The organism is Pseudomonas sp. MF08875, from assembly GCF_059862525.1.
The window spans coordinates 20,358-34,359 of record NZ_JCBCUW010000043.1; the positions used below are offsets into that span (position 1 = coordinate 20,358).

Sequence of the window (14,002 nt, forward strand, 5' to 3'; positions counted from 1 at the left end):
GCCCACATGGCCGATATCGGCATTTTTGACGACGAAGCGTTTGCCGTCACTTCGCTTACCGCTGCAATCAATGAACAACCCTACCTGCCGGGGCGCATCAGCGGCCTCGGTTTGTTTCGCGAAGAGGGTGTCACCACCCTGACCGTGCAGATCGAAAAGGATGGCGACACCCTGGCCCTGGTCCCGGCTGGCGAGCGCGGCACCTCGGGCCTGGTGGTCGCGGCCAGCAAACGCCAGATGATTCCCTTCAACACCGTGCACCTGCCGGAGCGCTTCACCATCAAGGCCGACGAAATCCAGGGCATTCGCGCCTTCGGCACACGCACTGAGTTGCAGGCCGTGCAGGACGTGGTCAACGCCCGCCTGGCAAAAGCCCGCCGACAGTTGGATGCGACCCACGAATTCCAGCGCATGGGCGCGCTCAACGGCTTGATCCTCGACGCCGATGGCAAGACCCCCTTGCTGGACATCTACGCGGCCTTTGGGGTGAAGCGTCAGAAACTGTCGATGCGCTTGGCCGACGAAAACACCGAGCTGCGGGTGATGTGTGGCGAAGCGCTGGACCTGCAGGAGGATGCGCTGGGCAGCGTGACCAGTACCAGCTCGCGAGCCTTCTGCGGTAAGAACTTCTGGAACAAGTTGATCGTCCACAAGTCGGTCAAAGAAACCTACCTCAACAGTCAGCAAGCCGCGGCGCTGCGGGGTGATGCCCGAGAGTCCTTCGAGTTCGGCGGCATCATCTGGGAACGCTACCGGGGCAAGGTCGCCGGGGTGTCTTTTGTGCACGACGACAAGGCATTGCTGGTGCCCGAAGGTGTGCCGGATCTGTACATCTCGGTGTTTGCCCCGGCCGACTACATGGAAACGGTCAACACCCAGGGCATTCCGTACTACAGCATGATCGAGCCGCTGCCGTTCAACAAAGGCATGGCCGGCGAAGCCCAGTCCAACCCGTTGCACCTGTGCACACGACCACGGGCACAGATCCTGCTGGAGCTGTAGCCGTGGGCTTTCGCGATCTGCTCGCCGAGGTTGACGCGGTGGTGTTCGAGACCCTGGGTGACAGCGCCCGGATTGAGGGCCGAACCGAGCCAGTCCTCGGCATGTTCTCCGCGCCCTGGATGCAGCCGAAGGTGGGCGGGCTCAACACTGGCCTGCGGGAACCGCGCTTTGAGATCCGCGTCAGCGAATCCCACGGATTGAGCAAGGGCCTTTTGGTGAGCATCGATCTGCCGGCGTTGGATGGCGGTGGTGATTACGACTTGCTGCAGCTTGAGCCAGGCGGTGACGGCCAAGTGGCGTTGATCCTGAGGAAACGCGCATGAGTGTTGGCAGCTACACCAAGCTCTCTGCCGACGGCGGCATGATTACCTTGCAGCCGTCAGCGGTTCACATCCAGGCCCTCCAAGACCTGGCCAAGGTGTTGCCGAAGGCAGCGGCCAATGCGCAGCGCCGTGCGATCAACAAGACCCTGGGGTGGCTGATGACCCGCATCGCCCGCGCAGTCGGTAGTCAGGAGCAAATCGCTATCAGCGCAGTGCGGCAGCGTCTGCGCAGTTATCCAGTTGCCGGTGGTGGCATGAGCGGCAAGCTCTGGTTCGGTATCAACGCCATCGAGGCACGCCGCATCGGCCCGCCACGAAAGACCGGACAGGGTGTGTCGGTGAAGGGGCGGCGCTACAGGGGCGCATTCCTGGGAAAGGTCTACGGCAGCAAGAAAGACATCTGGATCCGGAAGGCGAGCAAGCACTTCTCTGCCGATGATTATCCCGACTCCGAACTCACGTCTGCGCGTGGCCCCCGCTCCGGTTGGATCGCTGAACACAGTGATCGTCACCCCCTGGCCAAGGCCAAGGTCTCGCTGGAGCAGGCGCGACCGCACTTCGACCACTGGGTGAAACAGGCCGATCAGCAGTTGCTGGTGGTGCTGCGCCAGGAGCTGAACTTTGAAATACAGAAGTATCTGAAGGGGAATGCCCGTGTCTGATGAGCCTTTTACGCTGGACCTGCTCTACAGCACCATCGAGCAACACCTGCAGGCCAATTTGCCCGGGGTGGAAACCGTGGCGGCGTGGCCGAACATTGAAAATCGTATTCCACTGCCAGCCGTATTTCTGGAGCTGGCTGACTTTGAGCCGGGCCAGGACATCGGCACGGGCGAAACGGTACTGGCCTGCAAGTTTGAGGCGCGCATCGTCGTCGATGTGCTGCGGGAAAACCACCAGCGCCAAGCGGTGCAGTTGGCGAGCCAACTGGCGGTGTTACTGAAGCACCAAACCTGGGGGTTGGAGGTCGAGCCCGCCGATTTTATTCAGGCCATGCAGGACTGGACCAAGCCGGAGCTGGATGGCTACACCGTCTGGTTGGTGGAGTGGACTCAGCAGATCTACCTCGGCACTGAACAATGGCCGTGGCCCAACCAACCCCCCGGCACCCTGGTGTTCGCCTTCACCCCAACCACCGGCCCCGGCAATGAAGGCGAGTACTTCCCGCCGGATTCCCTGGAGCCCCCGGCATGAGCTACGCCAGTGCCCAGCACGACCGCATGATCGCCGGTGCGATCAAGGGCTGTTATGTGGTGGCGGTCGACCTGACCGCCTCGCCGCCGGTGTGCCGGGTGTCGGACGGTGAGTGGGTCAGCGCCTGGGTGCGTTGGCACAGCGTGGCTGCCGGCAAGGCGCGGCATTGGCGGGCGCCGTCGATGGGGGAGCAGGGCGTGTTGATTAGCCCGAGCGGTGACGTGGCGCAGGGCACGTTTGTGCCGGGCCTGTACGGCGATGCCGGTGCCCAGCCCGACAACCGCGACCATGTGGAGGTTTGGCGCTTCGACGATGGCGGTTCACTGGTTTACGACTGGAAGGCCAAGACCTACACCATCACGGTGCCGAGCGGCGAAGTGCGGGCGAGTGTCGGCGGATCGAGCCTGTCGGTGACGGACAGCGCGATTACAGGCAAGGCGGCCGCCATCGACCTGACGGGGGCGGTGAATATCAACGGCCCGTTGAGCGTGGCGGGAAACATCACCGGCGGCGCGAAAATCATTGATGCCGGCGGCAACACCGCGAACCACAAACACTGAGAGCAACCCATTTCACAGCCCGCCCAGCGCGGGCTTTTTTTCGCCCTGGAGAAACCATGACCACACCCAAAACTGAATTGCCCGAAGCTGAACAAGCCCCTGCTGCGGCCCCGGCGGCCGACCCGATGGTCACCTACCGCGACACGGTGTTCACCTCGCGCACCCTGATTCTGCCCGACCACCGCACGCTGCATGTGCTGCGCGGCCGGGTGGCGGTGCCCAAAGCCGACACCCTGGCCGTGAACTACCTCAAGGCCCATAGCGAGCTGGAACTGCTCAAGGAGTGATGTAGATGCTGATCGGAATGGATCGCCATACCGGCCGGCCCATTTCCGGCCTTGAGCATTTGCGTCAGTCCATCGAGGACATTCTCGGCACGCCACTGGGCAGCCGCCGCATGCGGCCCGAGTACGGCAGCAAGCTGCGGCGCTTTGTCGACTTGCCCGTCAACGAGGGTTGGAAAAGTGCCGTTCAGGCCGAGGTGGCCCGGGCCATTGGCCGTTGGGAGCCGCGTATTCAACTGGAGCAGGTGCGCGTGATGTCGGCACTCGGTGGGCAAATCAATATCCAGATCCGCGGTGAATACCTCGGTGTCAGCGAACTGTTGGAGGTGTCGGCATGAGTACCCTGGATTTGTCGGAGTTGCCGGCGCCGGACCTGCTGGAGCCGCTGGACTTTGAAGAGGTTTACACCGAAGGGCTGGAGACGTTCCGCCAGTTCATGGGCGGCAACTGGAGCGCGGCGCTGGAAAGCGATCCTGTGGTCAAGCTGCTCGAGGTCGGCGCCTATGAAAAGGTCGGCAACCGGGCACGCGTCAACGACGCGGCCAAGGGGTTGTTGCTGGCCCACGCCACGGGCACGGATCTGGATCACCTGGCGGCCAACGTCAACTTGACGCGCCTGGTGATTCAGCCGGCCGACCCGCTGGCGTTCCCGCCGGTCGAGGAAGTCCGCGAGTCACACGACGCCCTGCGTGAGCGTATCCAGCTGGCCTATGAGGGGCTGACCACGGCCGGGCCACGTAACAGCTACATCCTGCACGCGCGCAACGCCTCGGGCCTGGTGGCGGATGCCACTGCCGAAAGCCCATCACCGGCCTGCGTCACGGTCACGGTGTTGAGCCAGGAGCCCGGGAGCGAAGGTCAGGCCAGCCCTGAGTTGTTGGCCGAAGTCGCGGCCGCGCTTGATGACGACGATGTACGGCCGCTGGGAGATCGGGTCACGGTGCAAAGCGCCCAGGTGCTGGGTTACCGGATCGATGCCGTGTTGTATGGCAAGGGCGCGGGTCCAGAGACAGACGCCAGTTTGACTGAGGCCCGGCGCCGCTTGGCCGCCTGGATCAATCCGCGCAAGCGGTTGGGGTTGGAGGTCGCTCGCTCGGCCATCGATGCGCAGGTGCATGTGGCCGGTGTGTCGCGGGTTGAACTGGTCGGCTGGAAAGACATCACCCCGACCAAGGCGCAGGCGGCGTTCTGTACCGGCTTCACCGTCACGCTTGGGGGTTGATATGAGCAGTTTGCTGCCGATCAACAGCTCGCCGCTGGAGCGCGCCATTGAGGCCGCCAATAGCGAGAAAACACGGGTGACCTTGCGCACCCTCTACAACGCGGACACTTGCCCGGCGCACCTGCTCTTGCACTTGGCCTGGGCCTGGTCGGTGGATCGCTGGGATCACCGCTGGACTGAAGAGGTCAAGCGTTCGGCGATTCGCTCGGCGTTCTACATCCATGCCCACAAGGGAACGATTGGCGCCCTGCGCCGGGTGGTCGAGCCGTTGGGCTACCTGATCGAGATCCTGGAGTGGCACCAGATGGTGCCTGAGGGCGTGCCGGGCACTTTCGCGCTGAAGGTCGGGGTGCTGGAAACCGGCATCACCGAAGCCATGTTCTCCGAAATGGAGCGCCTGATCGACGACGCCAAGCCCGTGTCCCGGCACCTCACGCGCTTGGACATCGTCCTCGAAACCCAGCTCGATGCCTATGCCGGTTTTGCCGTTTATGACGGTGACGTCATCGATGTCTACCCCTGGTTCAACCCGGACGTGGACGTGTTTATTCAAGGCTATGACGGCGTGGCCCACTACCTAATCGACGAATTGGACGTTTACCCACATGGTTGATAAAAACACCCTGTTTGGCGGCATGCTGACTGCCTTGGGCGCCGCCAAGAAAACATACTGCGACTCGGTGGGCATCCCTTGGGAACCGAGCGTGATGCTGATCGGCGATGCCAACGGCACCGACCCGGTGCCCAGCCCGGGGCAAACCAAACTGATCAATACGGTTCACCGGGCAGCGATCAATAACCTGCGGGTGTCCCCGACCGACGACAATATCCTGATCGCCGAGGTGGTGCTGCCACCGGATGTCGGTGGCTGGTGGATGCGGGAACTGGCGCTGGAAGACAAGGACGGCGTGTTCTCGGCGGTGGCCAACGTCGCGCCCAGCTACAAGCCGCTGCTGGCCCAGGGCTCGGGTCGCAACCAGGTGGTGCGGATGCACATCATCACCAATGGTACGGCGAACATCTCGCTCAAGATCGATCCCTCGGTGGTGTTGGCGACCCGCGAGTATGTCGACCTGCGCCTGCGGGACGAGCTGGGCAAGCTCGATGCCAAGCAATCGGTGCGGGTGGCGACCACCGCCCCAGTAGTACTCAGCGGTTTGCAGTCCATCGACGGCGTGGCGGTGCGAGCCGATGACCGGGTGCTAGCGAAGAATCAGGCGGATGCCAAGACCAACGGCTTGTACCTGGTGGCGGCCGGTGTCTGGCGACGTGTCGCCGATGCGGACAGCGCGGGCGAGGTAACGCCCAATCTGTTGGTGGCGGTGGAAGAGGGCACCACCCTGGCGGATACGCTGTGGATGCTGACCAGCAACGGCCCCATCGTGCTGGGCACCACGGCCCTGGTGTTTGAGCAGATCGCTGGGGCCAACGGCGTGATGCCCGGCACGTTCCGCCAGGTAACGATCGATCGGCGCGGGTTGGTGGTGGGAGGGTCGAACCCGACCACCCTGGCCGGCCAGGGCATCACGGATGCGTTCACCAAAAACGAGACGAATGCGGCGATCAAAACGGCGGTAGATGGGGTGGTGGATGGGGCACCGGCCGCGCTGAACACCCTTAAGAAACTGGCGGCCGCCATCACCCTAAAGCTGGACCTGATCGGCGGCACCCTGACCGGCCCGCTGTTCTCCAACAGCAAGGTTCAGTTGGAGAATGGCACCGAGTCCGCTCCCGGGGTGGTTTGGAAAACACCAACCTACCAAGTCCAGGCGGATGTGCGTAATTCGTGCTGGAACTTGAACCTTGGGGCGGCAGGGGACGTGTTCCTGCTGTCGTTTATAGACAAGAATGCCCGTGTATACGGGCGGGTGGTGTGGGATCAGGGTAACCAGTTGGCGCTGGGTATGACCGCGGCAACTGGCCGTGCTGCGCTTGAACTTCACGATAGTGCCAAGGAGGCGTCTCTCCTGTTGACGGGTGGCTCACTGTCTGGGCCTGTTATGACTAGCAGCCGGTTTTACTTCAAGAACGGGACTGAAACTACGCCTGTATTGTATTGGGAGACACCCACCTACCAAATCGGTGCGTATGTCACCGCGCAATCTTGGCGCCTAAACCAGGGAGGCGTAGGGGATGCGTTCCATGTTTCGTTTGTTGATAAGAGTGCAAAAGTTTACGGACGTCTTGTTTGGGATAAAGGAAATCAACTTGAACTGGGTGTAACCGCTGCGACAGCCCGAGCAGCCCTCGAGATTCATAACAGCGCCAAAGAGGCAACCCTACCCCTGACAGGTGGTGCGCTAACAGGGAATTTGACGACCAACAGCCGATTGATGTTGCAGAACGGCAGTGAGGACTCACCAGAAGTCCACTGGGTGACTCCCACCCGTTCGTTCTGGGCTGATGTCGCATCGGCCGGTTGGCGCTTGTATGACGTGGGTGTTGGTACCGCGCTGTCGCTGGTGTCGGCTACGAAAGAAATGCGGGTTTACGATAAGCTCGTTTGGAACGAAGGCAATCAACTGGCCCTGGGCACCACGGCCGCCAGTGCGCGTGCGGCGCTGGAACTGCATGACAGCGCCAAGGCGGCATCGCTTCCACTCACGGGCGGCAATGTAAGCGGCCAAATCGTCAGTACCGTTTCCGAAAACTATCGAATAGCGGGTGGGTCTTACGGCTCGTTTTGGCGGCAGGACGGAAACAGCTTGTACCTGATGCTGACCGAGCCGGGCTCGCCCTTGGGCGCTTACAGTGCTGCTCGCCCCTTTGTGGTCAACTTGGCTTCTGGCCTGGCCAATATCAGTGGCAATGCGGGCTCTGCTACCAAGTTGGCGACAGCGCGAAGCATCAACGGTGTTCCGTTCGACGGTACAAGCAACATCACCGTTTATGACAGCACCAAAGTCACTCAGAACGGCCACAACATTGTGTTGGGCTGGGACGTGGCCGGTATGCGCGCCTGGGTCAACAATGTGGACATGGGCACGGTGTGGTCGGATATCAACGCCGGGGCCAAGTCCATCACCGCCCAGGCCAATGCGGCGGCGGGCGGTGTCGGCACGTATGCCTTTATGAAAAACACCGGGATCAGCGTCGGCCCTGGCGAACTGCTGGCGGGGTCGCAGCTGACCTACGCCGATACCAGCGCCGGATCGGGTGGTGGCTTTGCCACGGGCACCTGGCGGTGCATGGGTTGGGGTTATAAAACCAACGGCACGCTGTATGTGCGAGTGAACTAACGCAACAAGTAGCGAGTAACCCCTATGAATGAACTAGAAGTTGACGGCGAAGTGAATGAAGCCGTCGAAACGGCTGTGCCCGACATCCTCTACAGCGACGCACCGCTTAATCAAATGACCGTGTTGAGCGCCCGTCTGCCGCGCTGGAACGACCCGGAACATACCTCGCTGAACCTGCTCGCGGTGTTTGACGATGGTTCGGCCACGTTTGGTGAGGTGCCCTTTACCGCCTCGCCGGCCGATGCAGAGGCCCACGGCCGCGAGCTGTTCCAACGGGCGGTTGCGGGTGAGTTCGGCGACGTGCTGGAGCCCACCGCCGCCATGCTGCATGCCCTGGTCGAGGCCAAGGTGGGGCAGGCCTCGGCCGCTGCCACGGTGCGCATCGGCGAGCTACAGGCCGAGTTGGCCACGCTCAATGATGCGGTCACGTACAGCTTGGCGACGGCGCAGCAGCTCGCCGCGCTGCCGGCCAAGCAAGCGGCCTATGACGCCTGGTGCATCTACCGCGTGCGGTTGAGCCAGGTCGAGACACAGGCGGGCTTTCCGGCCCGCGTTGAATGGCCGGAACAACCGGTTTAACCCGTTTAATCCACTTCGCTGGGAGCAACTTTATGATCGTTGTACAGATCCTGTTTACTTTTATCAGTGGCCTGTGGGGCCGTTATGCCAGCGTCGACGCGCTGCTGGCTGCCTACAACGCCGCGCAAGTGGCGCCCGAGCCTGAGGAAGGGCAAGAACTTCAGGCGCCGCCTGAACTGGCCCTGACACCTGCAGAGCGGGCGTTGATCGAGCGTGCAATTGCTACCGGGGGGCTTTCCTATCCCATTGATCTGGAGCGCATGGCGGCGGTGCATGAGGGCGTCAAGGCGCTGAAGTTCTACCAAGGCAAGGCTGATGGCGTTGTGATCGATGGCGATACGCTGGTCGATCAGGGCCGCGATCTGGCGGAATACGACGAAACCATCGCCACCGAAAACGCCTGGTACCGGGTTGGCTTTATCCGTCAGCACATGGATGCGCAGATCCTCGCGCAACTGGACGCGCTGCAATGGCCGGGCTTTCTGCTGCTGTTGAAGCTGTACCGCGTGCTGCACCTGCACAAGCGGGGCGAGGCCTTCAGCCTGACCAGCATCGCCGCTGCCATGGCCGCCGAGAAAGCCGCCAAGGAGGCCGAGCTAGCGGCCCTGAAGGCGGCAGCCAAGGTCGCCCCTTCAGACGACGTGGTCGCCGAGTAGTAGCGTTTCCCTCAGTCACACGCACCACCCACGGCCTCGCTTATGCGGGGCTTTGTCGTTTCTGGAGATCGATAAATGTCTGCAACTGATTTTTTCCACGGCGTCACGGTGACGAACGTCGACACCGGAGCGCGGCCCATCGCGCTGCCCTCGTCTTCTATCATCGGCCTGTGCGACACCTTTGACGTGGGAGGCGAGGCCACTGCCAAGCCCAACGACCTGCGCCTGATTACCCGCGAAAGCGAAGCGGTGGCGGCCTGGGGCGAAGGCGCGCCCATCACCCACGCCTGCAAGGCGATCTTTGCTCGGGCCAAAGCGGTGATCGTGGCGTGCGGTGTCGCCAAGGTCGCCGACCCCGCCCAGCAAACCTCGTCCATCATCGGCGGTGTGCTGGCCGATGGCACCCGCACCGGCCTGCAAGCGCTGCTGGACGGTAAGAGCCGGTTCAACGCCCAGCCACGATTGCTGATCGCGCCGAAGCATTCCGCAACCCTGGCGGTCGGTACTGCGCTTGATGGCCTGGCCGGCAAGCTGCGGGCCATGGCGATTATCGACGGCCCCAACACCACCGACGAAGCGGCCCTGGAGTACCGCGAAAACTTTGGCAGCAAGCGCGTGTTCATGGCCGATCCCGGGGTCAAGACCTGGGACACCCGCCTTAGCGAGACAGTGGACGCCCCGGCCTCGGCCTGGGTCGCGGGGCTGTTTGCCTGGACGGATGCGGAATACGGCTTCTGGGCCTCGCCCTCGAACAAGGAGTTCGTCGGCATCACCGGTACCGGCCGCCCCGTGGAGTTTCTCGACGGCGACCCCACCTGCCGCGCCAACCTGCTGAACAAGGCGGGCATCACCACCATCATTCGCGATGACGGTTTCCGCCTGTGGGGCAACCGCACCTGTTCGGCCGACCCCAAATGGGCATTCGTCACCCGGGTGCGCACGCAGGACATGGTGATGGACGCGATCCTGGCCGGGCACAAGTGGGCGGTCGACCGCTCGATCACCCGCACCTATGTCTCGGACGTGACCAATGGCTTGGCCGCCTTCATGCGTGACCTGAAGAACCTCGGTGCCGTGATTAATTTCGAGGTGTTCCCGGACGACGAGCTGAACGTCGCCAGCCAACTGGCCCAGGGCCGGGTGTTCTGGAACATTCGCTTTACCGATGTACCGCCTGCTGAAAACCCGAACTTTCGCGTCGAGGTCACTGATGACTTCCTCGGCGAAGTGATTGAAGCCGTCTAAGGAGACAACCCCATGGTTCCACAAACGCTCTACCTGATGAACCTGTTCATCGATGGCGTCAGTTTCTCCGGCGATGTGCCGACCCTGTCCCTGCCCAAACTGGCGATCAAGACCGATGAGTACCGCGCCGGTGGCATGGACATGGCCATCGAGATGGACCAGGGCATGGAAAAGATGGAGGCGTCCTTCAGCACCAAGGGCGTGCGCCGCGATGCCATGAAGTACTTCGGCCTGGCCGATGGATCTGCTTTCAACGCGGTGTTCCGGGGCTCCTTCAAGGAGCACAAGGCGCGCACCACCAGTGTGGTCGCCACCTTGCGCGGCATGCTCAAGGAACTGGATTTTGGCGACTGGAAACCCGGTGAGCCGGCCGAGTTCAAGTACGCCATTGCCGTCAGTTACTACAAGCTCGAAGTGGCTGGCAGCCTGATGTACGAAATCGATCCGGTGAACTGCGTCCGTGTCATCAACGGTGTCGATCAACTCGCCTCGGTCCGCCGCGACCTGGGCCTTTAAGGAGCACTACCCATGACCCAAGCACCCCAAACCAAGCCCGTGCCCAAGTGGATGGCAATCACCGACGAAGGCGTCACCGTCACGCTCAAGTACCCGTTGGAAGTGGACGGCGTGAAAACCGACAAGCTGTTTATGCGCCCGCCGTGTCTGCGTGACATGCGCGCCGCGAGCGCCTCGGCCAATGGTGATCCTGAAGATCGCGAGATGGCGATGTTCTGCTCGTTGACGTCGGTCGGTGAGCGGGATTTTTCGGCGATCAAGATGCTCGATTACGACCGCTTGCAGGCCGGTTATTTTCGCCTGGTTAAGGATGACGGGCTGTAGTCCCTCGCTGATGAAAACCCTGGCCAAACGCTTGGCGGTCGAGCTGAATTTCTCGGCCGCCGAGATCATGGCCATGCCGTTTTCGGAAATGGTGTGGTGGCTCACGGAATGAGCCGCCCTTGAACCACATGATTGAGGGGCATGCACATGGCCAACAAAATAGCCCTTGGCCTGGTGATCGGCGGCGCGGTCAGCTCGACCGTGGGCGCGGCGTTCAAGGATGTCGAGAGCCGCATTCAAAAGCTCAGTGCCACCGGCACCCGGGCCAAGGTGCTGCAAAACACCATCGGCGAAACCATCCGCCTGCGCAAGGAATGGCAGAAGGCCTACGACACGGGCTCTGCCAGCGCCACGGGCCTGCTGGCCAAGCTGGAAAACAACCTGACCAGCCTGAAGAAACAGGGCGTGCAGATCAGCCAGCTCAACAAGGAATACCAAAAGCTGGGGCAAACGGCACGGGGCATCGACCTGCAGGTCAAGGGCCACCAGCAAATCGACGAAGGCCGCAAGGGCCTGAAAAGCAGCCTGGGCCAGGCTGCCGGCGGTGTGGCACTGATGGCGATTCCGACCAAGGTCAGCGCCGAATTTGGCGCGATCGTCCGTGACATCTCGATCAAGGCTGGGATTGCCAACACCCCCCAAGAAACCCAGATGTCGCGCACCATCATCCAGACCTCGAAAGACTCTGGCATGGCGCGCAACGAGGTGGCCGAAGTGGTCAACGCCCTGGTCGGTGCCGGTATGGACTTGAGCAAGGCGCTGGAATACGCACCGACAGCGGCCAAGTTTGTGGTCGGGCAGGGCGCCAACGGCGGCGAAACCGCCAAGATGATTAACGCCCTCGGGCAGAACGCGAAAATTTCCGACCCGGCGGTGATGCAAAAAGCCCTGGAAGCCATCGCTTATCAGGGGCAGGCCGGTAGTTTTGAAGCGGCCGACATGGCGCGTTGGTTCCCCGAATTGCTCTCGAGTATGGGCAGCCTGAAAATCACCGGTATGGACGCGGTGACGCAGTTGGGCTCGATGCTTCAGGTGCAGATGAAGACGGCGGGTGGTGCTGATGAAGCGGCCAATAACCTGAAAAACTGGATGGGCAAAATCGGCTCCAGCGAAACGGTCGAAGCCTACAAAAAGGTCGGTATCGACTATCAAGCATCCATGCAGACGGGCCTGCAGAACAAGAAATCCACCCTGGAATCCAGCTTTGATTTGGCCCAGAGGTACATTTCGGCAACCGATCCGAAAAAAGCCAAGCTCATGGCTGACGCCACGGCCAAGATCAGCAAGGAGACCGACCCGGAAAAAGCCAAACAAATGATCACCGCCTTGGAGGAGGCGCTGCGCACGGGTGATTTGTTTGCAGACATGCAGGTTAAAGCAGCTTTGACGGCGTACATGCAAAACAAAGATCTGTACGACAAGCTGAAAAAGGACTCGGCCAGCGCTACAGGAATCTTGGATAAGAACTTGGCAGAGCGCCGGGACACCTCGTCGCAGAAGTGGGCCGAAATGGCCCAGGGCATGGACGAAGCCATGCGCGCCATCGGCGACGCCATGCGCCCGGTGACGGATGCGGTGGCCGATGGATTGGCCTATGTGGCCCGGGGCATCAGCTCGGTGTCGGACAAGGCGCCGGGGCTGGTGATGGGCTTGGCCGCTGCCGGTGCGGCAGTGGTGGCGTTTCAGACGGTGGTCAGCAGCGTGAAAATCGCCAAGGGTTTGCTGAACATCGGTCGCGGTACGTTGATGGGCAACCCCAACATTCCCCAACGGGTCATCGTCACCAATATGCCGGCGGGCGGCAGCGGTGGTTTGGAGGGCGGCATGGATGCCGGCGGCAAGTCAGGAAAGGTGGGTAAGGGCGGCAAAGGTGCCCGCGTAAGCAGCCAGGCACTGTCGGCTAAAAACGCCGTCAAGGGCGCGGCGGTGTTCGCGGTGATCGATGCCGGCATCAAGGCCAAAGACACCTACGACAACGCCACCACCCGGGATGAGAAAGCCGAAGGCTACGGCGAAGCGGCGGGTGGCCTGGCGGGCACCCTGGCCGGTGCGGCGGCCGGGGCTGCCATTGGTTCGGCGGTACCGGTGATCGGCACGATTGTTGGCGGCATGATCGGTGCTTACCTCGGCAATATGGGTGGCGATGCCTTGGGCGGTTATCTGGGTAAGTCGATGTTCGGCGGCGATGAGCCGTCGAAGGCGCTCCCGGTGGCTGGCCCGCTGATGATGCGCGACGCCGGCAAGGACATCCCGCCGGTGCTGGGGGATATCGCGCAATCGTTCAAGAACCCGTCCAAGGCTGGTACGCCTGCACCGTTGATGATGGCCTTGCCCTCGGCCGTGGCGCCGCCCGCCGGTAACGCGGTGGCCGCGCCACGGATCGCCGCGCCGGCCGTGGTGGTGCAGGCGCCGGTGGCCACCTCGCCGCCGGGTGTGCCGGCACTGCCCAAAGGCATGCTGCCGGCCGACGTTCAGGCCCAGTTGCAGAAATCCCTGGCCCGGGTGCCGACGCCGCCGGTCGTGCCCAAACTGCTGGCCCCGGCCTTCGACCCAGCCAAGGCCATGCTGCCCGAGGCCGAACACCGGCCGGGGGATGTGGTGCGCTCCATGGCGTTACCGCCTGAGCCCCGGCCGGCGCCGGGCGCTGGGCCGGTGCTGACTGCGCCGGTGAAACCGCAGGCACCGAAGATCGAGCAGCGTGTGCAGATCCACGCGCCGTTGCAGGTCACCGTGCAAGGCGATGTGAAAGACCCGGCGCAGTTAGCTCGGGAGCTACAGCCCTACATCGAGCAGCAACAACGGGCCATCGCCCAGCAACTAGCGAGCCGTCAACTCTACGACGAACCCCATGCGTAAAC

Annotated in this window: 16 protein-coding genes; all 16 read left to right on the plus strand. The window is 62.4% G+C overall.

The window, feature by feature from the left end:
- Positions 1-6 precede the first annotated feature (6 nt).
- Positions 7-1,002 carry a major capsid protein gene (locus tag AC19YT_RS21805; RefSeq protein ID WP_500610979.1) on the plus strand — a complete coding sequence of 332 codons (996 nt, stop codon included), beginning with the start codon at positions 7-9 and terminating at the stop codon, positions 1,000-1,002.
- Between the two features lie 2 nt (positions 1,003-1,004).
- Complete coding sequence (locus AC19YT_RS21810) at positions 1,005-1,325, plus strand: head-tail joining protein (RefSeq protein WP_500610980.1); 321 nt, start codon at positions 1,005-1,007, stop codon at positions 1,323-1,325.
- The gene (locus tag AC19YT_RS21815; protein ID WP_500610981.1) at positions 1,322-1,987 is read left to right on the plus strand and encodes a hypothetical protein; all 666 of its coding nucleotides are present in this window, start codon (positions 1,322-1,324) and stop codon (positions 1,985-1,987) included. The genes AC19YT_RS21810 and AC19YT_RS21815 overlap by 4 nt, the downstream gene beginning before the upstream one ends.
- Entirely contained in the window at positions 1,980-2,519 is a 540-nt protein-coding gene (locus tag AC19YT_RS21820) for a hypothetical protein (protein WP_500610982.1), read from the plus strand. The genes AC19YT_RS21815 and AC19YT_RS21820 overlap by 8 nt, the downstream gene beginning before the upstream one ends.
- Positions 2,516-3,079, plus strand: coding sequence for a phage baseplate assembly protein V (locus AC19YT_RS21825; protein WP_500610983.1), 564 nt, complete (start codon positions 2,516-2,518; stop codon positions 3,077-3,079). Before AC19YT_RS21820 ends, AC19YT_RS21825 begins: the two co-directional genes overlap by 4 nt.
- A gap of 56 nt (positions 3,080-3,135) precedes the next feature.
- On the plus strand, positions 3,136-3,366 hold the full coding sequence (locus AC19YT_RS21830) for a hypothetical protein (RefSeq protein ID WP_500610984.1): 231 nt from the start codon (positions 3,136-3,138) through the stop codon (positions 3,364-3,366).
- 8 nt (positions 3,367-3,374) lie between these two features.
- Positions 3,375-3,701 (plus strand): GPW/gp25 family protein, encoded by a 327-nt coding sequence (locus tag AC19YT_RS21835; protein ID WP_500611011.1) that lies wholly within the window; start codon positions 3,375-3,377, stop codon positions 3,699-3,701.
- The gene (locus AC19YT_RS21840) at positions 3,698-4,585 is read left to right on the plus strand and encodes a baseplate assembly protein (RefSeq protein ID WP_500610985.1); all 888 of its coding nucleotides are present in this window, start codon (positions 3,698-3,700) and stop codon (positions 4,583-4,585) included. The genes AC19YT_RS21835 and AC19YT_RS21840 overlap by 4 nt, the downstream gene beginning before the upstream one ends.
- Position 4,586: 1 nt before the next feature.
- The gene (locus AC19YT_RS21845; RefSeq protein WP_500610986.1) at positions 4,587-5,198 is read left to right on the plus strand and encodes a phage tail protein I; all 612 of its coding nucleotides are present in this window, start codon (positions 4,587-4,589) and stop codon (positions 5,196-5,198) included.
- Positions 5,191-7,824 (plus strand): phage tail protein, encoded by a 2,634-nt coding sequence (locus tag AC19YT_RS21850; RefSeq protein ID WP_500610987.1) that lies wholly within the window; start codon positions 5,191-5,193, stop codon positions 7,822-7,824. The genes AC19YT_RS21845 and AC19YT_RS21850 overlap by 8 nt, the downstream gene beginning before the upstream one ends.
- A 24-nt stretch (positions 7,825-7,848) precedes the next feature.
- Entirely contained in the window at positions 7,849-8,403 is a 555-nt protein-coding gene (locus AC19YT_RS21855) for a phage tail assembly chaperone (RefSeq protein ID WP_500610988.1), read from the plus strand.
- A gap of 32 nt (positions 8,404-8,435) precedes the next feature.
- Positions 8,436-9,059 (plus strand): hypothetical protein, encoded by a 624-nt coding sequence (locus AC19YT_RS21860; protein WP_500610989.1) that lies wholly within the window; start codon positions 8,436-8,438, stop codon positions 9,057-9,059.
- Positions 9,060-9,134: 75 nt separating this feature from the next.
- On the plus strand, positions 9,135-10,304 hold the full coding sequence (locus AC19YT_RS21865) for a phage tail sheath subtilisin-like domain-containing protein (RefSeq protein WP_500610990.1): 1,170 nt from the start codon (positions 9,135-9,137) through the stop codon (positions 10,302-10,304).
- Between the two features lie 12 nt (positions 10,305-10,316).
- Positions 10,317-10,820: a phage major tail tube protein gene (locus AC19YT_RS21870; protein WP_500610991.1), complete on the plus strand. Its 504-nt coding sequence runs from the start codon at positions 10,317-10,319 to the stop codon at positions 10,818-10,820.
- Between the two features lie 12 nt (positions 10,821-10,832).
- Positions 10,833-11,144 carry a phage tail assembly protein gene (locus AC19YT_RS21875; RefSeq protein ID WP_500610992.1) on the plus strand — a complete coding sequence of 104 codons (312 nt, stop codon included), beginning with the start codon at positions 10,833-10,835 and terminating at the stop codon, positions 11,142-11,144.
- Positions 11,145-11,291: 147 nt separating this feature from the next.
- Positions 11,292-14,000 carry a phage tail tape measure protein gene (locus AC19YT_RS21880; RefSeq protein ID WP_500610993.1) on the plus strand — a complete coding sequence of 903 codons (2,709 nt, stop codon included), beginning with the start codon at positions 11,292-11,294 and terminating at the stop codon, positions 13,998-14,000.
- The last annotated feature ends 2 nt before the right edge of the window (positions 14,001-14,002 follow it).

Coding starts and splice junctions, on each gene's coding strand:
- AC19YT_RS21845 (WP_500610986.1), top strand. CDS start 4,587: ATGAGCAGTTTGCTGCCGATCAACAGCTCGCCGCTGGAGCGCGCCATT.
- AC19YT_RS21875 (WP_500610992.1), top strand. CDS start 10,833: ATGACCCAAGCACCCCAAACCAAGCCCGTGCCCAAGTGGATGGCAATC.
- AC19YT_RS21815 (WP_500610981.1), top strand. CDS start 1,322: ATGAGTGTTGGCAGCTACACCAAGCTCTCTGCCGACGGCGGCATGATT.
- AC19YT_RS21880 (WP_500610993.1), top strand. CDS start 11,292: ATGGCCAACAAAATAGCCCTTGGCCTGGTGATCGGCGGCGCGGTCAGC.
- AC19YT_RS21870 (WP_500610991.1), top strand. CDS start 10,317: ATGGTTCCACAAACGCTCTACCTGATGAACCTGTTCATCGATGGCGTC.
- AC19YT_RS21825 (WP_500610983.1), top strand. CDS start 2,516: ATGAGCTACGCCAGTGCCCAGCACGACCGCATGATCGCCGGTGCGATC.
- AC19YT_RS21865 (WP_500610990.1), top strand. CDS start 9,135: ATGTCTGCAACTGATTTTTTCCACGGCGTCACGGTGACGAACGTCGAC.
- AC19YT_RS21860 (WP_500610989.1), top strand. CDS start 8,436: ATGATCGTTGTACAGATCCTGTTTACTTTTATCAGTGGCCTGTGGGGC.
- AC19YT_RS21830 (WP_500610984.1), top strand. CDS start 3,136: ATGACCACACCCAAAACTGAATTGCCCGAAGCTGAACAAGCCCCTGCT.
- AC19YT_RS21805 (WP_500610979.1), top strand. CDS start 7: ATGGCCGATATCGGCATTTTTGACGACGAAGCGTTTGCCGTCACTTCG.
- AC19YT_RS21850 (WP_500610987.1), top strand. CDS start 5,191: ATGGTTGATAAAAACACCCTGTTTGGCGGCATGCTGACTGCCTTGGGC.
- AC19YT_RS21840 (WP_500610985.1), top strand. CDS start 3,698: ATGAGTACCCTGGATTTGTCGGAGTTGCCGGCGCCGGACCTGCTGGAG.
- AC19YT_RS21855 (WP_500610988.1), top strand. CDS start 7,849: ATGAATGAACTAGAAGTTGACGGCGAAGTGAATGAAGCCGTCGAAACG.